At 72.4% G+C, this 19,772-nt stretch carries 18 protein-coding genes; 7 read left to right on the plus strand and 11 right to left on the minus strand.

Annotation, left to right across the window (positions count from 1 at the left end; translation table 11 throughout):
* Window positions 1-144: 144 nt before the first annotated feature.
* From AB0D31_RS04895 to AB0D31_RS04935, 9 genes are all read right to left on the minus strand, one after another.
* The gene (locus AB0D31_RS04895) at window positions 145-1,338 is read right to left on the minus strand and encodes a hypothetical protein (protein WP_362717030.1); all 1,194 of its coding nucleotides are present in this window, start codon (window positions 1,336-1,338) and stop codon (window positions 145-147) included.
* Window positions 1,335-3,119: a DUF3492 domain-containing protein gene (locus tag AB0D31_RS04900; protein WP_362717033.1), complete on the minus strand. Its 1,785-nt coding sequence runs from the start codon at window positions 3,117-3,119 to the stop codon at window positions 1,335-1,337. The genes AB0D31_RS04895 and AB0D31_RS04900 overlap by 4 nt, the downstream gene beginning before the upstream one ends.
* 191 nt (window positions 3,120-3,310) lie before the next feature.
* The gene (locus AB0D31_RS04905; RefSeq protein WP_362717036.1) at window positions 3,311-5,053 is read right to left on the minus strand and encodes an ABC transporter ATP-binding protein; all 1,743 of its coding nucleotides are present in this window, start codon (window positions 5,051-5,053) and stop codon (window positions 3,311-3,313) included.
* Window positions 5,050-6,054, minus strand: a complete 1,005-nt coding sequence (locus AB0D31_RS04910; RefSeq protein WP_362717039.1) for an ABC transporter permease — start codon at window positions 6,052-6,054, stop codon at window positions 5,050-5,052. The genes AB0D31_RS04905 and AB0D31_RS04910 overlap by 4 nt, the downstream gene beginning before the upstream one ends.
* Window positions 6,051-7,037, minus strand: coding sequence for an ABC transporter permease (locus AB0D31_RS04915; protein ID WP_362717042.1), 987 nt, complete (start codon window positions 7,035-7,037; stop codon window positions 6,051-6,053). Before AB0D31_RS04915 ends, AB0D31_RS04910 begins: the two co-directional genes overlap by 4 nt.
* A 2-nt stretch (window positions 7,038-7,039) precedes the next feature.
* Window positions 7,040-8,773, minus strand: a complete 1,734-nt coding sequence (locus AB0D31_RS04920; protein ID WP_362717044.1) for an ABC transporter substrate-binding protein — start codon at window positions 8,771-8,773, stop codon at window positions 7,040-7,042.
* A gap of 185 nt (window positions 8,774-8,958) precedes the next feature.
* A complete protein-coding gene (locus tag AB0D31_RS04925; protein WP_323177914.1) occupies window positions 8,959-9,054 on the minus strand; it encodes an Ms4533A family Cys-rich leader peptide in 96 nt (31 codons plus the stop codon).
* Window positions 9,055-9,153: 99 nt separating this feature from the next.
* Complete coding sequence (locus tag AB0D31_RS04930) at window positions 9,154-10,542, minus strand: DUF3152 domain-containing protein (protein ID WP_362717047.1); 1,389 nt, start codon at window positions 10,540-10,542, stop codon at window positions 9,154-9,156.
* Window positions 10,543-10,550: 8 nt separating this feature from the next.
* Window positions 10,551-11,543 carry an alpha/beta hydrolase gene (locus AB0D31_RS04935; protein WP_362717049.1) on the minus strand — a complete coding sequence of 331 codons (993 nt, stop codon included), beginning with the start codon at window positions 11,541-11,543 and terminating at the stop codon, window positions 10,551-10,553.
* A gap of 136 nt (window positions 11,544-11,679) precedes the next feature.
* On the opposite strand from AB0D31_RS04935, the gene AB0D31_RS04940 reads away from it, so the two are divergent.
* From AB0D31_RS04940 to AB0D31_RS04955, 4 genes are all read left to right on the plus strand, one after another.
* Window positions 11,680-11,901 carry a hypothetical protein gene (locus AB0D31_RS04940; RefSeq protein WP_362717052.1) on the plus strand — a complete coding sequence of 74 codons (222 nt, stop codon included), beginning with the start codon at window positions 11,680-11,682 and terminating at the stop codon, window positions 11,899-11,901.
* A gap of 145 nt (window positions 11,902-12,046) precedes the next feature.
* Window positions 12,047-12,688 (plus strand): TetR/AcrR family transcriptional regulator, encoded by a 642-nt coding sequence (locus tag AB0D31_RS04945; RefSeq protein WP_362717054.1) that lies wholly within the window; start codon window positions 12,047-12,049, stop codon window positions 12,686-12,688.
* A 142-nt stretch (window positions 12,689-12,830) separates the two neighbouring features.
* Window positions 12,831-13,058 carry a DUF3107 domain-containing protein gene (locus tag AB0D31_RS04950; RefSeq protein ID WP_362717057.1) on the plus strand — a complete coding sequence of 76 codons (228 nt, stop codon included), beginning with the start codon at window positions 12,831-12,833 and terminating at the stop codon, window positions 13,056-13,058.
* Between the two features lie 264 nt (window positions 13,059-13,322).
* Window positions 13,323-13,595, plus strand: a complete 273-nt coding sequence (locus AB0D31_RS04955; protein WP_362717059.1) for a hypothetical protein — start codon at window positions 13,323-13,325, stop codon at window positions 13,593-13,595.
* Window positions 13,596-13,653: 58 nt separating this feature from the next.
* Here AB0D31_RS04955 and AB0D31_RS04960 read toward each other — a convergent pair whose 3' ends face one another.
* Complete coding sequence (locus AB0D31_RS04960; protein WP_362717062.1) at window positions 13,654-14,415, minus strand: ferritin-like fold-containing protein; 762 nt, start codon at window positions 14,413-14,415, stop codon at window positions 13,654-13,656.
* A gap of 148 nt (window positions 14,416-14,563) precedes the next feature.
* On the opposite strand from AB0D31_RS04960, the gene AB0D31_RS04965 reads away from it, so the two are divergent.
* Complete coding sequence (locus AB0D31_RS04965) at window positions 14,564-17,146, plus strand: DEAD/DEAH box helicase (protein ID WP_362717065.1); 2,583 nt, start codon at window positions 14,564-14,566, stop codon at window positions 17,144-17,146.
* Between the two features lie 279 nt (window positions 17,147-17,425).
* On the plus strand, window positions 17,426-18,301 hold the full coding sequence (locus AB0D31_RS04970) for an alpha/beta hydrolase (protein ID WP_362717067.1): 876 nt from the start codon (window positions 17,426-17,428) through the stop codon (window positions 18,299-18,301).
* 21 nt (window positions 18,302-18,322) lie between these two features.
* On the opposite strand, the gene AB0D31_RS04975 is transcribed toward AB0D31_RS04970, so the two are convergent.
* Complete coding sequence (locus tag AB0D31_RS04975) at window positions 18,323-19,243, minus strand: NYN domain-containing protein (RefSeq protein WP_362717069.1); 921 nt, start codon at window positions 19,241-19,243, stop codon at window positions 18,323-18,325.
* A gap of 276 nt (window positions 19,244-19,519) precedes the next feature.
* On the opposite strand from AB0D31_RS04975, the gene AB0D31_RS04980 reads away from it, so the two are divergent.
* The gene (locus AB0D31_RS04980) at window positions 19,520-19,672 is read left to right on the plus strand and encodes a hypothetical protein (protein ID WP_267056224.1); all 153 of its coding nucleotides are present in this window, start codon (window positions 19,520-19,522) and stop codon (window positions 19,670-19,672) included.
* Window positions 19,673-19,772: the final 100 nt, after the last annotated feature.

Raw genomic sequence — 19,772 nt, forward strand, 5'->3', positions numbered from 1 at the left:
GCGCGGTCCTTCCGTGCGTGCGGCGGGAGGCCGGTGGCAGGGCGGTCATGTGTCGTTCTCCTTCAATGCCTTGTCGCCTGCTCCGTGACGCGGTCAGGCGGGTTCGGCGCTTCGGTGGGGTGGGCGCGTCGGTCGACGGGCGCCTCACTGGTCACAGTGGGCCGAGGCGCGGGCGAGTACCGCGGTGGCCCGGACGAGCAGGGCGAGGGCGGCCGCGCCGCACACGGCGGCGGGCAGCGCGCCGGCGCCCCAGTTCTGGACGGCGGTCGCGACGGGCCGGCCGACGAGGGAGAGACCGGGCAGCCGCCCGGCGAACACGCAGCACAGGGCGAGGAGTTCGGCCCCCGCGGCGGCGGCGAGCACCTTGGCCGCGGCGCGGGCGAACCCGTGCGCGGCGAGCAGCCGGGCCAGCCAGAGCAGTATGCCGAGCGCTGCCGTTCCAGCCACCGACGCTGCTCCGTACGCCAGTTGACTGCCCGTCAGGCAGACGGCTAGTGCGACGGCGAACAACGCGGCCACCGCCAGGAGCAGCGGTCTCGACCGTCCGGAGAACTCGGCGAGGCCGCGGCTCGACGCGAGCTTGCGCCGGGTCCGTACGGAGAAGAGGTGCGCACACCAGATTCCGGGGGCGACGGCCAGCGCGAGGCCGGTGGCCGCCGCCGGGTTCAGCGGCCAGCTCCCGTCGGGCCCGCCCCGCACCGCGTCGGCGAGCAGTCCGTCGCCGCCGATCGCGTATGCCGTCAGCCAGCCGGCGCAGAGCCGGACGGCGAGCCCGGCGCGGGGAGCGGCGCGCAGGGGGGCGCGGCGCAGCGCCAGGGTGAGGGCCGCGACGAAGGCCACGGCCCCGACGGCGCCGATCGCCACGCCGATCCCCGCGGGGGCGGCTTCGGCACCCGTGACGGCGAGGACGCCGACGGCCCCGGGCAGCAGCGCCCACAGCGCCCACCCGACGGGCGGTGCCGGCGACTCCCTTGCGGGCAGGGCCGTTTCGGTGTCGCGCGGGACTCGGGCGTAGAGCTCTTCGGCGAGCGAGAAGACGTCGCGGTGGCGGAACCGGGCGGCGGTGCGGTCGGTCACGCCGTGCGCTTCGAGGCCCGCCGCGATCTCCAGCGGGTCGACGGCCCGCTCGCAGAGTTCGCGATGGCGGTGCATCAGCGCCTTGACCGGATCGGCGGGGCCGCGCCGTGCGGGGGCGCCGCGCCCTGTGCCGCTCGGGGTGGCCGAGGCGGCGCGGGCATCCTGCGAGACCGCGCGGGTCTCCTCCGCGGTAGCGCGGGCGTCCCGCGAGGGGCTGTCCCAGGCGGTGCCGGTGGCGGGGGCCGAGGGGATGTCGCTCACGCGCCCGCCCCTTCCGCCGCGGCGTCGAGACGTTCCTGCATGAGGACGCCGAGGGGCCGGACCGGCCGGCCGGGAGCGGGGCCGGCAGGTGCGGCGGGGCCGCGGGCCGCGGTCGGGGCCGCCCAGCGTCCGGGGACATGGGCCTCGGCCGGGTGCGCGAAGGGCTGCGGTGCGGCGGCCTCGCGGGCGCTTTCGCGGTGGACCGGGTTGTGGGACATGAGCTGGAGGTAAATGCCGCGAAATGCCGCGAGGTTCTGCTCGACGGTGAACAGTTCGAGCGCGCGGGCCCGGGCGGCGGCGCCGAGGCGCGCGCGGCGTTCGGGGTCGCGCAACAGCGCGAGGCAGGCGTCGGCGAGGGCGCGCGGGTTGCGCGGGGGCACGACGAGGCCCGTGCCGCCGATGACTTCGACGACGGCGCCGGTGTCGGTGGAGACGGTGGCCCGGCCGCAGAACATCGCCTCGACGAGGCTGAGCGGGAAGCCTTCGACGACGCTGGACAGGACGACGACGCTTCCCGCGGCGTACGCGTCGGCGAGTTCGGGCGCCTCGGGGCCGCCGATCTCCTCGAACGACACGGGGTTGTCGCCGACCGCGTGCGCGTCGGCGGCCTCGTCGGGGAAGAGCTGGGCGGCGAGCGCGCGGCAGTGGGTGAGGTAGGCGGCGGCCCCGGCCTCCCGCGCGGGCACCGAGAAGAGCCGCAGACGGGCGTCGGGCTCGGCCTTGCGGACCTCGGCGAACGCGTGCAGCAGAGCGATGAGGTCCTTGGCGGGCTCGATCCGGCCGACCCACACCAGGGTGTGCGGGTCTCCGCCGTACGCGCCCTCGCCCACCGCGTGGAACCGGTCCGCCGCCATACCGGGGTAGACGGTCCGCAGCTTGGCGCGGTCGGCTCCGCAGCGCTCCTGCCAGCGCCGGGCGTGGGTGTTGCCCGGGGTGATCAGCTCGGCCCGCGCATACACCTCGGCGGCGAGGCGGCGCTGGAATCCCGCCTGCAACGCCCTTACGGGCGCCGAGAGTTGAGCACTGGCGAGGTACTGGGCCCGCAGCTGCACGCCGTACTCCGTGACCAGGAGCGGGACTCCGCAGAAGCGTTTGGCCAGGAGGCCGGGCAGCGCCGCCGGGCCGCCGGACGCGGCGTGGCTGAGGTCGACCGAGCCGAGGGCGTCGTCGCCGTACCAGTCGAGCGACAGCGGGCGCAGGGCGCGCTCCAGAAAGGCGGCGAAGGCGAGGTGGTCGGGGACGCGGGCGGCGCGTACAGCCCGGTTCGCGCCGGGCGCGCGGCAGGCGGCCTCCAGGATGCGGACGGCCGACTCGGAACGCAGTTCGGCGCCGAGCCCGCCGTGTTCGCCGTGCTCGCGGGCGAGTTCGGCGAGTCCGTAGAGCCCCTCGGCGAAGGCGCCGGCGGTGGCGGGGCTCGCGGCGGCGTCGGAGCCGTCGACGCCCTGGTTGCCCTCGGCCTCCCCCATGCCTTCGGCGCACAGGGCGGTGGCGAGGAATCCGAAGTGGGCGGCGAACGCGCGGCGTTCGCGGCGGCCGTAGGCACGCTCGGCCCGTCTGCGGTCCGTGCGGGAGTCCGGCGCGGACCACAGTGGGGCGGTCCGCACCTTGCGCACCTGGGGCGGCAGCGCGATCAGGCCGCGCGCTTCCTGTGCACGGCTCCGGCTCAGCGCGAATATGTCGAACTCGTGCCGCGCGAGCCCGCGCACGAGCCGGTCGCACCACAGTCCCGACTCGCCGGTCGTGTACGGATATCCGCCGTCCGTGAGCAGTCCGATCCGCATGTGCGCACCCCCGATCTCCCTTGTGGGCGGCCACCGTTGGCAACGGCGACTCGCAGCGGGAAGAACGTAAGCGGATATGCCGATGGCGCGACGGACGGTTGTCCATCGCGCCACCAGAAGGGGTGAATGCACGTAACTTTCCCGACCCGGTGGCGTTCAGTGGCGCTACGGGTCGCGTCTGTCACTCTGAGCTACGCCACGGGCAGCCCCTCGCGCAGGGGCGCGCGCCGGGCAGCGCGGCGGGCGGCGGCCTGTGCGGGGTCGAGGGAGGGTACGGCGGCGAGCAGCTGCCGGGTGTACGGGTCCTTGGGCGCCCCGTACACCACGCCCACCTCCCCCTCCTCCACGATCCGGCCCCGGCGCATCACGGCGACGCGGTGGCTGACCTGCCGTACGACGGCGAGGTCGTGCGCGACGAAGACCAGAGCGAGGCCCAGTTCGCGCTGCAACTCCGCGAGGAGGCTTATGACGTGGGCCTGGGTCGTGACGTCGAGCGCCGACACGGGTTCGTCGCAGACGATGAGCCGGGGCTCGGCGGCGAGGGCCCGCGCGATGCCGACGCGCTGGCGCTGGCCGCCGCTGAACTCGTGCGGGTAGCTGTCGTGGCGGTCCGGATCGAGCCCCACACGGGTGAGGAGTTCGGCGACTCGGCTGCGGATGCGGGCCTGGTCGCGTTCGCCGGCGGCGCGCAGGGGGTCGGCGACGGATTCACCGATCGAGCGGCGGGGGTTGAGGGAGGCCACAGGATCCTGGAAGACCATCTGCACGGAGCCGGTCCGGGTGACGTGCCCGGCGGTCGGCTCCAGGAGGCCCACCAGCATGCGGCCCAGAGTGGTCTTGCCGCTGCCGCTCTCGCCGACGATGCCGAGGGTCTGTCCGGGGTGGAGGGTGAGGGTGACGTCGTCGACCGCCCGGAACGCGGCCCGGCCCCGCCCGAACGCCCGGCTGACGCCGAGGGCTTCGATGACGGGTTCACCCCCCGGGGCAGTGTGGTCGGCCTCGGACCGTGCATGGCTGGTCGCGCAGTTCCCCGCGCCCCTGACTACTCGATGCCGGTCGGCATGCGCATTCTCAGCCCGTCCGGCGATCGAGGACGAGCGCCCTTCAGGCGCCAAGGGGGCCCGGGGCGAAGCCCCGGCCGGGGACAGCTGCGGGACCGCCGCGAGGAGTGCCCTCGTGTACAGCTCTCTCGGCGCCGTCAGGACCGTCTCGACCGGTCCCCGCTCCACCTCTCTGCCCGCCCGCATCACCAGCACCTCCTCCACGCTCTCCGCCGCCACCCCCACGTCATGGGTGACGAGGAGCAGTCCGAGGCCCGTCTCATGGCGCAGCTCGTGCAGGAGGTCCAGGATCTGCGCCTGCACGGTCACGTCCAGTGCCGTAGTCGGCTCGTCCGCGATCAGCAGACGCGGCTCACACGCCAGCGCCATCGCGATGAGCGCCCGCTGCCGCATCCCGCCGCTGAACTCGTGCGGCCGGGAACGGGACCTGCGGGCCGCGTCCGGGATGCCGACGCGGTCCAGGACCGAGACCGCCCGGGCCCGGGCGGCCCGCCGAGAGCCACCCTTGTGTACCCGGTACACCTCGGCGATCTGGTCCCCGATCGCGTAGTACGGGTCGAGCGAGGACAGCGGGTCCTGGAAGACCATCGCCGCCGATCCGCCGCGCAGGGCGCGGAGTTCGGCGTCGGTGGCCGACCCGACGTCCACCCCGGCCACTCGGACCGTGCCGGTGACCTGCGCGCCCGTACCTCGGTGGAGGCCGAGCAGCGCGTACGCCGACGCGCTCTTGCCTGAGCCGGATTCGCCGACGACACCCAGCGCCCCACCCGGCTGGAGGGTGAAGGAGACGCCGTCGACGGCGCGTACCTCGCCGAAGGAGATGCCGAGGTCACGCACCTCGACCAGCGGCGTCGCAGCAGTGTTCGGCGTCATGAGAGCACCACCCGTCGGTCGGCCAGCGCGTACAGGACGTCCGCGACGGCATTGGCGAGCACCACGAAGAAGCCGGTGGTCAGGACCACGCCGACCACCACGGGCAGGTCGACCGTGCGCACCGACTCCACGAGCTGGCGCCCGATGCCGGGGATGCCGAAGAGCGTTTCGGTGAGCACCGCGCTGCCGAACATGGTGCCGGCGTCGAGCGCGCTGAGCGCGATGACCGGGGCGACGGCGCCGCGCAGGGCGTGCCGCCCGACGATCGCCCGTTCGGTCAGTCCGTACGCCCGGAAGGTGCGGACATGGTCCTCGGCGAGCGTCTCCAGCATCGAACTCCGCGTAAGCCTCGCGTACTTGGCCGATTCGATCAGGGCGAGCGAGAACCACGGCAGGAGCAGCCCCCAGAACCACTGCTCGGGGTCGTCCGTGAACGGCACGTACTGCGGGAACGGCAGCCATTGCAGGGTGGAGCAGAGCACGATGATCAGGAGCAGTCCGATGACGAAGACCGGGGTGGAGGTGCCTGCGAGGGTGAGCCAGGTGAGGAGCCGCTCGACCGCTCCCCCGCGTTTCCAGGCCGAGAGCACCCCCGTGCCGACGCCGATGAGCAGCCACAGCGCGAACGCGCCGATCACCAGCGAGCCGGTGACCGGGAGCTTGCCGAGGATGAGGTCGGTGACCTGTTCGTCGGTGCGGTAGGACTGGCCGAGGCAGGGCGCGGAGCAGTGCACCACGCCCGTACCGGTGGAGAAGTCGCGGCCCGCGACGATGCCCTGGATGAAGTGGCCGTACTGGAGGTACAAGGGTTCGCCGAGCCCCAACTTGTCGTGCACCAGGGCCACTTGTGCCGGGGAGCAGCGTTCGCCGCAGACGATCTGTGCGACGTTGCCGGGGGCGACGTAGAAGACCGCGTACACGATGACCGAGAGGGCGAGGAGCACGAGGACGGCTCCGGCGATCCGTTTCAGAAGGAAGCCCGCGAGTCCCGAGGCGTTCATCGACGCACCTTCTTCTCGGCCGACTTGGCGGTGCCGACACGCAGGCGGGACGCCGCTCGCGGGTCGAGGGCCGTGCGCACTCCCTCGCCGATCACCGTCAGGGAGAGGACGGTGACGAAGAGCAGGCCGGCCGGCAGGAGCAGGTAGGTCGGCGCCGCCTGGTACCAGGTGTTGGCGTCGGTGAGCATCTGGCCCCACGACGGGGTGGGCGGCTTGATGCCGACGCCGAGGAAGGACAGAGCCGCCTCGGCCACCACGTTGCCGGGGACGAGCAGCACCGCGTACGTGATCACGGGTGCGGCGAGCGCGGGGAGCAGCTCGCGGCGGGCGATCGCCCAGGTGCCCCAGCCGCTGAGCCGGGCCGCCGAGACGTGGTCGAGGGTCTTGAGCGCCAGGGCGCCGGCCCGCACGATCTTGGAGGTGCCGAACCAGCCGAGCCCGGCGATGATCAGGGTGATCAGGACGGGGCGCGGGATGGAGGCGGGCGCCACGGCGAGCAGGCCGAGGGTGATGACCAGCATGGGCAGGGCGGCCGCGACGTCGGTGACGCGGCTGACGATCTGGTCGGCCCAGCTGCCACCGAGCGCGGCGACCAGGCCGAGTCCGACGCCGAGCGCGACCTGGATGAGGGTGGCCACGAAGGCGACACCGAGCGAGACGCGGGCCCCGTAGACGATGCGGGCGAAAAGGTCGCGGCCGGTCTGCGGTTCGACGCCGAGCCAGTGCGCGCCGCTGACGCCGCCGAACGGGCCGATGGGGACGCCGCCGCTCGCCGAGTCGACGAGGGCGGGGTGGTAGGCGTTGGGGTCCTGGCCTTCGAGTGCGGTGAGCAGGGGTGCGGCGAGCGCGACGAGGACGAGCAGGGCGAAGAGGGCCGCCGCGGCGGTGACCGCGCGCTGGGCGCGCAGCCGCCGCCAGAAGAGACGGCCGCCGGGGGCGGGCGCCGCGACGCCCACCCCGGTGGTCAACAGGGCTTCGGACATGGCTACTTGACCGCTACCTGCGCGATGTCGAGCACGCCGGTCCAGTCGCTGATGACGACGTTCTTGACGTCCTTGCCGACGAGCCGCTTGTAGACGGGGTGGAACAGCGGCACGACCACGGCCTGCTCGCCGATCTTCTTGTCGAGCGCACCCCAGCGCGGGGCGGCGGCGCTCAGGTCGGTGAGCTTGTTGATCTCGTCGATCTCGCTGTTGACGGAGGGGCCGTTCAGGAAGCCGGTGTTGAAGTTGGCGCCGTCCTGGACGATCTGGCGGCCGTCGAAGATCGGCGCGAGGAACGGGCCGCCGGAGGGCCAGTCGGCGCCCCAGCCGCGCAGGAAGAAGCCGGGCTCCTTCTTGGCGCCGGCGACGGTGTCGTTGTAGTCGTTGCCTTCGAGGCCCTGGAGCTTGACGGTGATGCCGGCCTTCTTCAGGGCGTCCTGGAGGGCGGTGGCGACCTCGGGTCCCTTGGGGCCGCCCTTGGCGTTGGAGTGGGTGAGCGTGACGCTCAGACCGTCGGCGTAGCCGGCCTCCTTGAGGAGCTCCTTCGCCTTCGCCGCGTTGCCGGCGGCGCCCGCCGGGAAGGTGTCGTACGGGGTGTACCCGAAGGCCTTCTGGTTCGGCAGGAAGGTGGTGGCGGACTCGGCGAGCGAGGAGCCGCCCACGGCGTTGACGACGGAGCTGCGGTCGACGGCATACGCGATGGCCTGGCGGACCTTGGGGTTGTCGAACGGCTTCACGTTCGGGTTGAACGCGATGTAGTTGGTGTAGCCGAAGTGTCCGGTGCCGACGCGCGCGGCGAGCTGCTTGTCGCTGCCGATCTTGGCGAGCTCGGCGGGGCCGAGGTTGGTATCGGTGGTGACGGCGGCGGCGTCCGGGCCCTGGGAGGCGGAGAGCCGCTGGTTGATGACGGCCTGGTCGAGCCCGGAGCGTACGTCGATGGTGTCCGGGTAGGCCTTGCGCTCGCTGTCGGTCGCCTCGGACCAGTGGGGGTTGCGCGCCAGGACGAGGTGCTCACCGTCGTTCTCGTTCTTGACGACCTTGTAGGGGCCCGACGAGACGGGGTGCTCCTCGTACTTGGTGCCGTCGTCCTTGGCCTTGGGTACGGGCGCGAACTGGGTCTGGGTGGCGAGGAAGGGGAACTCGCCCTCGGGCTTGTTCAGGTGGAACACGATGGTCTTCGCGTCGGGCGTCTCGATCGAGTCGAGGCCCTTGCCGCCGTCCTTGTACGGGCCCGTGTATGTCGCGCCGCCGACCAGCCAGTCCCTCAAGTAGGGCGCTCCGCCGGAGAGTTCGGCCGCGAAGGAGCGCTCGATGCCGTACTTGATGTCGGCCGTGGTGATCGGGCTGCCGTCCTCGTACGTGAGGCCGTCCTTGAGGGTGTACGTCCACACGGTGGCGTCGGCGTTGGGCCGGCCCGTGTCGGTGGCGAGGTCGGGCACGACCTTCGTGCCCTCTGCGCCGCTCGCACGCTTGCGGGTGGTCAGGGTGCGGAAGACGAGCGAGGGCACGTTGCCGCCGCCCGAGGTGTAGAGCCGGGCCGGGTCGAAGTCGGTCTGCGCCTCGTTGTTGAGGACACTGAGGGCGCCGCCCTTGTGGGGCGTGCCGGAAGCGCCGCCGGACCCGGCGCTCCGGGCACCGCCGTCCTCGGGGCCGCAGGCGACGGCGCCCACGGCGAGAACTACGGCTATCGCGGCCGCTCTGACGACATTTCCCGACGAAATGGACGTGTGACGCATCGGAAGGAGACCTCTCGGTGACTGCGGGGCACACGGCGGACGCGGACGCGGCAGCGCCGGACCCGTACCGAAAGGGGTGGAGGGAGGGGGTGGCTGCGCCCGTCGTGCTCAGGCCGTGCGGAAGCACGGCGGTGCCCGGGCGCAAAAGGGGAAAAGGGAAGGGGTCGAACGCGCTCGGGGCTGAGTCAGCTACAGAGGACGTCGGCCACGCTGTGCCCGGTCACGCCGATGAGCGCCAGCTCGATGGCGGCGCGTTCGGTGGTGGCGTGACGGTGCGACATGCCGAGAAATATGAACGAATGGCTGAGCACTGTCAATCGAGTACGAGACAGCCGTCCCACATGGTGGACATGCGGGACGGAGCCGGCATCGGATCGGCCTCAACTCGTCGGATAGACCCAGGGGTTGGGCCGGCAGGCAATGCCGTCGATGTCGAGGGACTTGGTCTGCTGCTGCATCACCGGGGCGAGCGCGCCGGGCGTGCGGCAGCTCACGTGGTTGTGTCCGAGGCGGTGGCCCACCTCGTGGTTGATGAGCATCTGCCGGTAGGCGACCATCGCCTTGCCCCAGCCAAAGGTCTCCGAGCCCTGCGCCCAGCGGAACGCGTTGATCATCACGCGGTCGGTGGCGGCGGAGTCGCAGGAGACGTTGTCCTCCGTGGTGTCCAGACCCGACTTGCCGCACCACACGCCCGTGGTCCCGGGGCTCGCCAGGGTGATCACGAAGTCCGGCTTGCCCGAGGCGATCCGCTCGAAGGTCATCGCCCCGCCGTGCGACCAGCTGCGGTCGTCGTTGAGCGTCTTCTGCACGGCTTCGGCGAACAGGTTGCCGTCCAGGCCGAGGCCCTTCTCCAGGTCGACCCGGTACCGGTACTTGTGCCCCTTGCCCGGCGCGGCGGCCGCACCCGGCACCGTCTCGAAGTCGCCGGGGCCCTTGAGCTTGGCGTCGAGCGGGAACTGCTGGGCCATCTTCTGGTCGTACGGGAGGACCGCGGGGGCGGCCTGCGGGGTGGAGCGCCCGCTGCCCCGCGAGGCGGAGCCGTCGTCGTCCCGTGCCTTGTCGGCTGCCGACCGTCCCGCGTCGTCGTGCTTGGCGCCGCCGGATGTGACCTGCCCGGCGACGACGACCGCGAGCACGGTGGTCACCGCGGCGGCCGCGATCCCGGTGAACGTACGCCCCTTGGACACCTTGGCGGCCTTGGCGGCTTTAGCGGCCTTGGACAGGGTGGAGGCCTTGGCCTCTTCGGCCCCCCGGGCGGTGCCGGCGCCCTTGGCATTCTTCTTCGTTCCGCCGGACTCGGGAGAGCTCTCGCGCAACGGGACCGGGACGGCGACGGTGTGCGAGGTCGCGGCCGGCCGGGTGTCCGGCCCGTCGAAGGCCTCGGTGTAGGAGCGGCGCGGGCCCGGGATGCGCGGGGCGCCGTCCTCGCGCGCATCGCGCCGCGCCCCGCTCTCGCGCGCATCGCGCCGCGCCCCGCTCTCGCGCGCATCGCGCTGCGCCGGGCGTGGCCTGTCGTGCCGGTCGCCGTAGCGGGCCGAGGCGTTGGCCGGGCCGTCCTCGGGGTGCTGCGGATGGCCGCCGCGCACCCGCGGGGTGCCGGAGACGGGGGTGCCCGCCGGGTCGTGGTGTCCGCCGTGGGCGTCGTCGGTGGCCTGCCGCCTGCGCCGGCCGCTGCCGGAGGCGACGGCCGGCTCGGCCTCGGGGACCGGGGGCGCCTGGGGTATCGGCGCCGCGACGCCGCGCTCGTCGGGTCGGCTGTGTCGTCCCACGCCCCGGATCAGCTCCTGTTTCCTCGGTCGTCACGGCGTGCGCCGCCGCTGTTGTCGTCGATCAGCTCCCGCACGGCGCGGGCGACCGTCTCGGGGTACTCCATCATCGCCACGTGCCCGGCATCGGGCAGGGTAAGCAGCCGCGCACCCCGGAAGGCGGCCGCCGCACGACGCGCCATCCGGTACGAGACGAGCTGGTCGCGCGCCCCGTACACGAGCAGCGTCGGCGCGAGCACGCGCTCCGCCTGTCGCCACAGGCCGTGCTGGCCGCCCAGGGTGTACGCGTCCACGATGCCACGCGCCGAGCGGGCCATCGCGTCCCAGAAGTACGGCAGTTGGAGGCGGCGCTCCATCTCCTTGACGGCCGTCTCGAACCCCTCGGGGCTCACCCGGTCCGGGTCGCCGTAACAGAGGGCCATGACTCCGCGGGTGCGGTCCTCCGCGGTCCAGTCCCGGCTCAGCCTCGCGAAGAGGGCGGCCACACCGGGCAGCGCGACCAGCGCCGTCGGCCAGGCGCTGCGCTGGACGCGGAGCTCGGGCAGGGCGGGCGAGACGAGCGTCAGGGTGCGCACCAGGTCGGGGCGGACGGCCGCGACACGGGTCGAGACGGCGCCGCCGAGCGAGTTCCCGATGAGGTGGACGGGGCCGCGGCCGGTGGAGTCCAGCAGCCGGATCACGGCGCGGGCGTGCGCGGTGATCGAGTAGTCCCCGTCGTCGGGTGGCGGGGAGTCCCCGAAGCCGGGCAGATCGAGGGCCTCGCCGTCGAGCCGGTCCGCGAGGAGCGGCATCAGCGCCGACCAGTTCTGCGAGGAGCCGCCGAGCCCGTGCACGTACAGCGCTGGTTCCAGGCCGGGGGTGGTACCGGGCCGGGACCGGACGGTCAGGGTGAGGCCGGGCAGGCTCACGGAGCGCAGCTCCTCGCCCTCGGCGACCCCGACCGTGCTCACCCGTGGCGCCAGGGCGGCAGCGGCGGGGGTTTCCGGCAGCTCGGTCGAAGACATGCGGGCAATGTTACGAGACGATCACACCGTGGTTCATGTGTTCGCCGTCACAGGACGTATAGCGGCTCGTCCGGGGAACTCCTAGGCTCGTAAGGAAGCCCCCGAATCACTCGAAGTGGACGAAAAGGGAGCAGTCATGCCGGTCGATCCCAGCGACCCGGACACCTTCCGGGAAGAAGCCGACGCCACCACGGAGCTGTCCGAGGAGACCCCCGAGGCGGACGCCGCCGAGCAGCACACGGACGTACGGCAGAGCCACGACGACCCGCCGACCCGCGTCGATCTCGATGCCGCCAATGAGGCGGACGCCGTCGAACAGGCGCGCGTGGTCGCCCTCGACGAGGACGACTACCGGTGATACGGACGGTTTCCTCCCGACACCTCCGGCTACCCAGCGCGTCCGGTCCGTGAAATTCTGCGTTCGCACCGCGCACAGCCGGGTTACCCAAAAGTACGATGGCGGCGCGCGTGCATCGCGCACCAGAACAACTTTGGGAGGCGGCGTGACAGCCATCGAGCAGACCGAGGCGGCGCGCCCGCGAGGCACGCGCCTGCCGCGCCGGGCCCGCCGCAATCAGCTTCTGGGCGCGGCCCAGGAAGTCTTCGTCGCGCAGGGTTACCACGCGGCCGCCATGGACGACATCGCGGAGCGCGCGGGCGTCTCCAAGCCGGTGCTCTACCAGCACTTCCCCGGCAAACTCGAGCTCTACCTGGCGCTGCTGGACCAGCACTGCGAGTCCCTGCTCCACGCGGTGCGCACCGCGCTCGCGTCGACCTCGGACAACAAGCTCCGGGTCGCCGCGACGATGGACGCCTACTTCGCGTACGTGGAGGACGAGGGCGGCGCGTTCCGGCTGGTCTTCGAGTCGGACCTGACCAATGAGCCGGCCGTGCGCGAGCGGGTGGACCGGGTCAGCCTCCAGTGCGCGGAGGCCATCTCGGACGTCATCGCCGAGGACACGGGCCTGTCCAAGGACGAGTCGATGCTGCTCGCCGTGGGCCTGGGCGGCGTCTCCCAGGTGGTGGCGCGCTACTGGCTCTCCAGCGAGTCGACCATCCCCCGCGACAAGGCGGTCGAGCTGCTCACCTCGCTGGCCTGGCGCGGCATCGCGGGCTTCCCGCTGCACAGCCTCGAGGGCCACTGAACCGGCCGCGGCGCGGTCATTCCTGAATTCTGTTCGCTCCTGGCGTTCAGGGGCGGGCCATTTCAGGTCCGCTCGCCGGGCTAATGTGTGCAGCGTACGGCGCGGCTGACCGCGCACCGCACGAGGTCGGAGGGACATAGCCGTGGAGGTCAAGATCGGCGTGCAGCACGCACCCCGGGAGATCGTTCTGGAGAGCGGGCAGTCCGCCGAAGAGGTCGAGAGCGCGGTTGCCGACGCCCTCGCCGGCAAGGCAAAGCTGCTCAGCCTCGCGGACGACAAGGGCCGCAAGGTCCTGGTGCCTGCCGACAGGATCGCTTACGTGGAGATCGGCGAACCGGCCGTGCGCAGGGTGGGCTTCGGCGCGCTGTAGTACACCGGACACCACGGAAGGGGTGCCCCCAGTCGAGGACTGGGGGCACCCCTTTCGCATGCGTGCGTTCTCTGCCGCATGCCCGCGCTTGCCTCCGCGTGGCTGCCTCCGCATCCGCACGGGCGGGTCCGCATCCGCACGGGCGGGTCCGCGAGGCCGTCGGGATTGCTTCCTCCCAGTGAGGGGAGGGTTGCGTTCCGCGAGCGTCGGGTAGGACGGGTGTGACTGATTCCGCCCTGGCCACACCCCTGGGAGGCGACGCACATGCTTCTGGAAGCTCTCGGCTCCGCACTGCTGGGATTCGCACTCGCGTGGGCCGCCGCGACACGCCTCGCCCACCGGCTGCCGGACCGCCGCACCGTCCTGGGCGTCGGACCGCTCGCCGGTCTCTTCGGCGCCTTTCTGACCCACTCCGCGATCGGCCCCGGCCACGGGGTGACCACCGTGCTCGGTGCCGTCTTCGTCGCGGCCGTCCTGCTGTCGCTGCTGCTGCGCCCCACTCGCCCCACCCGCCGCCTGCGCCGCTCGGCGGCGTAGGCGGCACCGGTGGAGCTGACGGCGCGCCAGTGACCGGGCGGCCGGCCCCGGATGCCGACTAGGCGGCCAGCCCCAGCGCCGCCATCCGCTTGGTGTGGGCCTTGGTGATGCGGGTGAACATCTCGCCCACCGCCGCGAGGTCGAAGCCCGCGGCCACCCCGTCCACGCCGCCGACCAGCATCGTGGAGAGCGCGTCGCGCTCGGCCACCACTCGCTGGGCCTGTGACAGTGCCTCGCCCATCAAGCGGCGTGCCCACAGCGCGAGCCGGCCGCCGACCCTCGGGTCCGCCTCGATCGCGCCCCGCACCTTCTCCACGGCGAAGTTGCCGTGCCCGGTGTCGTCGAGCACCGCGAGCACCAGCGAACGGGTGTCGGAGTCGAGGTGGTTGGCGACCTCGCGGTAGAAGTCGCTCGCGATCGAGTCCCCCACGTACGCCTTGACGAGGCCTTCGAGCCAGTCCGACGGAGCGGTCTGCTGGTGGAAGTCGTCGAGCGCCTTGGCGAAGGGCTCCATCGCGGCGGTCGGCTCCGCGTCGATCTGCGCGAGCCGGTCCCGCAACCGCTCGAAGTGGAGGAACTCGGCGGACGCCATCTTCGCCAGCTCCGCCTTGTCCGCGAGGGACGGCGCAAGCTTCGCGTCGTCGGCGAGCCGCTCGAAGGCCGCGAGCTCGCCGTAGGCGAGGGCGCCGAGGAGGTCCACGACCGCCGCCCGGTACTGGGGAAGCGCGGAGGCCGTCGCCCAGTCCTGGGCGGCGATCCCGGTGCGCTCCGGTTCCGGGGTGGTTTCTTCGGCTGCAGTGGCGTTGTCAGACGTCTCCATAAGCCGCACAATAGCCCGCCCGGGGCACGGTGTAAGGGCCTACTCGATCACACCCGTCGCACCCGCCTCGCGAATTCCCCCAACACACATGCGCGAATCCGGGGTACAGTGGTAATGCGCCTGCCGAGTATGTCGACGGGCCGCACGAATGAGGATGCCCGGTCGGTTCCCCGGTCGGCTCCGACCCGACAGCCCTCCGCGGCGCACGTTCCCCCATGTGCGACCCAAGAGGGACCCTCAGCGGCACGAGCGCTTGAGCGACGGCAGTGGTCCCGCGCCCCCCGGCAACCCGATCGAATCTGATCCCGCCGGACGACATGGGCACGGTACGACCCGCCGCGTTCGCCTCCGTACCGCGTCTCACAGAAGAGGCAGCACCCTGACTACGTTCCGAGAGCTCGGGATCCTTCCCGAGACCGCCGAAGCCCTTGAAGCCGTCGGCATCGTGTCCCCGTTCCCCATCCAGGAGCTGACGCTCCCCGTCGCGCTCTCCGGCTCCGACATCATCGGCCAGGCCAAGACCGGCACCGGCAAGACGCTCGGCTTCGGCCTTCCGCTCCTGGAGCGCGTGATCGTCCCGGCCGACGTCGAGGCCGGGCGCGCCACCTCCGCGCAGCTCACCAACACCCCGCAGGCCCTCGTCGTCGTCCCGACGCGCGAGCTGTGCCAGCAGGTGACCAACGACCTGCTGACCGCCGGCAAGGTGCGCAACGTCCGCGTGCTCGCGATCTACGGCGGCCGGGCGTACGAGCCCCAGGTCGAGGCGCTGAAGAAGGGCGTCGACGTCATCGTCGGCACCCCGGGCCGCCTGCTCGACCTCGCCGGGCAGAAGAAGCTCGACCTCTCCCACGTCAAGGCCCTCGTCCTCGACGAGGCCGACGAGATGCTCGACCTCGGCTTCCTGCCGGACGTCGAGAAGATCATCCAGCACCTGCCGCCGAAACGTCAGACGATGCTCTTCTCCGCGACCATGCCGGGCGCCGTCATCGGCCTCGCCCGCCGCTACATGTCGCAGCCCACGCACATCCGCGCCACGTCGCCGGACGACGAGGGCACGACCGTCGCCAACACCGAGCAGTTCGTCTACCGCGCCCACTCCATGGACAAGCCGGAGATGGTCGCGCGCATCCTGCAGGCCGAGGGCCGCGGGCTTGCGATGATCTTCTGCCGCACCAAGCGCACCGCCGCCGACATCGCCGAGCAGCTCGCCAAGCGCGGCTTCGCCTCCGGCGCGGTCCACGGCGACCTCGGCCAGGGCGCCCGCGAGCAGGCGCTGCGCGCCTTCCGCAACGGCAAGGTCGACGTGCTCGTCTGCACCGACGTCGCCGCGCGCGGCATCGACGTCGAGGGCGTCACGCACGTCATCAACTACCAGTCGCCCGAGGAGGAGAAGACCTACCTCCACCGCATCGGTCGCACCGGCCGCGCGGGCAAGAAGGGCATCGCGATCACGCTGGTCGACTGGGACGACATCCCGCGCTGGCAGCTGATCAACAAGGCGCTCGACCTGAAGTTCCCGGACCCGCCCGAGACGTACTCGACCTCTCCGCACCTGTTCGAGGAGCTGAAGATCCCGGCGGGCACCAAGGGCGTGCTGCCCCGTGGCGCCCGTACCCGTGCCGGGCTCGCCGCCGAAGAGGTCGAGGACCTCGGCGAGACCGGTGGGCGCGGCCGCAAGTCCGCCGCGGCGGCTCCCGTCGTCACCGAGGAGCGCCCGGAGCGTACGCGTACGCCGCGTCAGCGCCGTCGCACCCGGGGCGGTTCGCAGGGCGAGGCCGTCGAGAACGCTCCCGCACCCGCCGCGGCCCCGGCCGCCGAAGCGGTCGAGACCGTGACCGAGCCGCGCACGCCGCGCCGTCGTCGCCGTACCCGCGTGGGTGCCCCGTCGTCCGCGCCGCAGTCCGTTGCCGCGGCACCGGCACCGGCCGCGCAGGTCGCCGTCGCCGAGACGGTCGTCGCGCAGGCCAAGGCCGAGCCCGTCGCCGCGCAGGCCCCGGTCAAGGCGCAGTCGCGTCGTCGCCCCGCGCCGGTCGTCGAGCCCGTCGTCGCTCCGGTCGATGCCAAGGCGCGCCGCCGTCGGGTGCGCAAGGCCGACCCGGCCGGCGAGGTCGGTTTCATGACTCCCGAGTCGGCCGCGCTCGAACTGGCGAAGGCGGCGAAGGCCGCGACCTCCGCCGCGATGACCGTGGTCGCGGAGGCCCCGGCCGCCGTGGCGCCGGCCGCGCCGGTCGCTGTGGCGCCGGTCGAGGAAGCTCCGGTGAAGCCGCGTCGTACGCGGGCGAAGAAGGCCGCGGAAGCCGTCGTCGAGACGGCCGAAGCGCCGATCGCCGTCGAGGCCGAGGCGCCCTCCAAGCCGCGTCGCACCCGCGCCAAGAAGGTCGCCGAAGCCGCCCCCGAGATGGTTGCCGAAGCGGCCGTCGAGGCGCCGGTCGAGGCCGAGGCGCCCGTGAAGCCGCGTCGTACGCGGGCGAAGAAGGCCGCGGAAGCCGTCGTCGAGACGGCCGAAGCGCCGATCGCCGTCGAGGCCGAGGTGCCCGCCAAGCCGCGTCGCACCCGCGCCAAGAAGGCCGCCGAAGCCGCCCCCGAGGCGGCCGTCGAGACCGAGGCCCCTGCCAAGCCGCGGCGCACCCGCGCCAAGAAGGTTGCCGAGGCCGCGCCCGAGGTGGCCGAGGCGCCGGCCAAGCCGCGGCGGACTCGCACGAAGAAGGCGGCGGTCGCGCCCGAGGCGTAACCGACACCACGCGAACGGCCCGGGCCCCTTTCGGGGGGTGCCGGGCCGTTCACATGCCCAGCGTGCACCCTGGGGCTCCGCCCAGACCCCGTTTGCGCCTTAAAGGCGCTCGTCCTCAACCTCCCCCAAGGCCTCAAGGGCCAGGGGGGACCCCATGACGGGCTGAAGATGCCCATGCGGGCCGGCACCAAGTAGCCAAGGGGCGCGGGGAACTGCGCGGGTAACCCAGCACGGCCGGTGCGCTGAACCGCCCCCTCGCAGGGCGGATACGCTCTACTCATGAGTAAGCCGCGCTCCCTCGACCTCCCGGCGCGTACGCGTGCGTACCGGCTTCGTACCCCGCGTCAGGAGTTCGCCGTGCTCGATTCGCGGCCTGGTGAGCCGGCGCGGGGGACGGTCGTTCTGGTGCCCGGGTACACCGGGAGCAAGGAGGACTTCCTCGCGCTGCTCGATCCGCTGGCGGACGCCGGGTACCGGGCCGTCGCGGTCGACGGGCGCGGCCAGTTCGAGAGCCCGGGGCCGCGGCGGCCGGCCGGGTACACCCCGCGGGTGCTCGGCGGCGATGTCCTCGCACAGGTCGCGGCGCTGGGCGACGGCCCCGTCCATCTCGTCGGGCACTCCTTCGGCGGATTCGTCGCCCGGTCCGCGGCCCGGCTCGATCCCTCCGCGTTCCGCTCGCTCACACTGCTCGCGTCGGGGCCGGGGCGCGTCGGACCCGAACAGCGCACCAAAATCCGGCTGTTGCAGGCGGCGCTGCCGGTGCTTCCGGCGTCGTGGGTGTGGTCGGTCACACAGTGGCTGGACGGCAGGGACCCGGCGTACGTGCCGGACCCGCCGGAGATCGTGGCATTCCTCGGCCGCCGCTGGTTCAGCACCCAGCCCGCCCAACTCAGCGCCACCGGGCGCCAGTTGAGGATCGAACCGGACCGTACCGAGGGGCTCGCGAAGCTGCCGCTGCCGCTCCACGTGGCGTACGGAGACGGCGAAACGGTGTGGGCCGTCAGCGAGTTGGCCCATATGGCGCGCAGCATCGGCGCCCGGCACACCGTGATCCGCGGCGCCGACCACTCCCCCAATGTCTCCCACCCCCAGGAACTGGCCGCCGCCCTGACGGAGTTCTGGGCCGGCGTCACGGCCGGCTCCGGCGCGGCCTAGCCGCCGCCCCGGCCGGACCCGTCAGTACTGCGCCTGGAGGTGCTGCCAGAACCCGTCGCGCAGAGCGCGGCGCAGGTCGGCGTGGCCGCGCAGGGAGTACTGGAGAAGACGTTCCGCCTCGATGAGGAGGTCCTGGTCGACCGGGCCCGGCAGATAGGGGTGGCCGGGGAGCAGGTCGGCGAGGGCGGCGCGTCCCCGCTCGGAGAGCCAGGTCGCGGCGATCCGGGCGCCGACGAAGCGCACGTCCTCGCGGCTCGGCGCGGGGCCCTCCTGCTCGTACAGGGTGACGGGGCGCCGGGTGACGTACGGCTTGCAGAAGTCGAGATCGAAGGTGCGCTGGCTGTCGACCTCCCACAGCAGGGGCTCCGCCTGGTTGCGGCCCTCGGCCGCCTCGATGCCCCACAGGTGGACGCGGGCGCCGTACCCCTGAGCGGCCTCGACGGCGGAGACGAGGTCCTCGTCGCCGCCGATCAGCGCGGCGTCGCTGATCGCGCGGTGCCTGGCAAGGGATTCCAGGTCGGAGCGGATCAGCGAGTCGACGCCCTTCTGCTGGTTGTTGGCGTTGAGGTTGCCGAGTCTGACCTTGACGTCGGGGAGTTCGGCGATCGACTGCTGCTCGGTGGTGTGGATGCGGCGGCGCGCGCCGTCGTACCAGTAGACGCGGAGCAGCCGGCTGTCGGCGAAGATCGTGCGCGCCTTGTCGATGAGGGCCTCGATGAGTCCTTCGGCGTCGAGGTCGAAGGACCGGCGGTCCTCGGTGCCGGTGACGAGGAGACCGGCGGCCGCGTAGACATAGCCGGCGTCGACGAAGATCGCGTGCGTGGAGGGCGTCTTCGCGACTTCGGCGAGCATGCGCTGGAGCAGCTCGTTGGTGCGGTCCAGCTTGCGGTCCAGCTGGGCTGCGAGGCCGGGGAGCGCCTGGGGTTCCTGGGAGTCGTCCATACGCTTCCCATTGTCGGCGGCGTTACGGACGGGGCACAACCGGGCACACGCGGTCCTGTGACCGTGGCGATCCTTAGCGACGCGAAAAATTTCCTTAGCGTAGGGAATGTTTGCTGGAGGCAACTCGTTGTCCCCTATGGAACGCGTTGCACAGCAGCCACGCAATCCACACGTAACGGGCGGGCAACCGCCCCGACGCCTCATGGGAGCAGGCTGAACCACAGCCCCCCGCACCAGTAGTTCTCCTAGCAGGAGGATCAGACGAAGGGAGAAGCCATGCGCTTCGAAATCATGCGCCTGGACGACGTCGACGGTATCGCCGTTGACACCACCGTCGTGGACGCCGCCTCCGTCAACCGGATTGTGCAGCAGGCCGCCGCAATGGGTCAGCGCATCTACATCCGCCCGGCCGAATCCGCGGCCTCGTAACGCGTCGGAAGCAGTACGCGTCAGAGGTAGTGCGCGTCAGAGGTAGTGTTCCCGCTCGCCCGGTGATGACCGGCGGCGGGTGCCGTATGTGAAGAGCGCC

The organism is Streptomyces sp. NPDC048361, assembly GCF_040651795.1.
Lineage (GTDB): Bacteria > Actinomycetota > Actinomycetes > Streptomycetales > Streptomycetaceae > Streptomyces.

Coding starts and splice junctions, on each gene's coding strand:
- AB0D31_RS04905 (WP_362717036.1), bottom strand. CDS start 5,053: ATGACGCCGAACACTGCTGCGACGCCGCTGGTCGAGGTGCGTGACCTC.
- AB0D31_RS04955 (WP_362717059.1), top strand. CDS start 13,323: ATGCTTCTGGAAGCTCTCGGCTCCGCACTGCTGGGATTCGCACTCGCG.
- AB0D31_RS04910 (WP_362717039.1), bottom strand. CDS start 6,054: ATGAACGCCTCGGGACTCGCGGGCTTCCTTCTGAAACGGATCGCCGGA.
- AB0D31_RS04940 (WP_362717052.1), top strand. CDS start 11,680: ATGCCGGTCGATCCCAGCGACCCGGACACCTTCCGGGAAGAAGCCGAC.
- AB0D31_RS04960 (WP_362717062.1), bottom strand. CDS start 14,415: ATGGAGACGTCTGACAACGCCACTGCAGCCGAAGAAACCACCCCGGAA.
- AB0D31_RS04900 (WP_362717033.1), bottom strand. CDS start 3,119: ATGCGGATCGGACTGCTCACGGACGGCGGATATCCGTACACGACCGGC.
- AB0D31_RS04980 (WP_267056224.1), top strand. CDS start 19,520: ATGCGCTTCGAAATCATGCGCCTGGACGACGTCGACGGTATCGCCGTT.
- AB0D31_RS04915 (WP_362717042.1), bottom strand. CDS start 7,037: ATGTCCGAAGCCCTGTTGACCACCGGGGTGGGCGTCGCGGCGCCCGCC.
- AB0D31_RS04965 (WP_362717065.1), top strand. CDS start 14,564: ATGAGGATGCCCGGTCGGTTCCCCGGTCGGCTCCGACCCGACAGCCCT.
- AB0D31_RS04935 (WP_362717049.1), bottom strand. CDS start 11,543: ATGTCTTCGACCGAGCTGCCGGAAACCCCCGCCGCTGCCGCCCTGGCG.
- AB0D31_RS04970 (WP_362717067.1), top strand. CDS start 17,426: ATGAGTAAGCCGCGCTCCCTCGACCTCCCGGCGCGTACGCGTGCGTAC.
- AB0D31_RS04975 (WP_362717069.1), bottom strand. CDS start 19,243: ATGGACGACTCCCAGGAACCCCAGGCGCTCCCCGGCCTCGCAGCCCAG.
- AB0D31_RS04920 (WP_362717044.1), bottom strand. CDS start 8,773: ATGCGTCACACGTCCATTTCGTCGGGAAATGTCGTCAGAGCGGCCGCG.
- AB0D31_RS04925 (WP_323177914.1), bottom strand. CDS start 9,054: ATGTCGCACCGTCACGCCACCACCGAACGCGCCGCCATCGAGCTGGCG.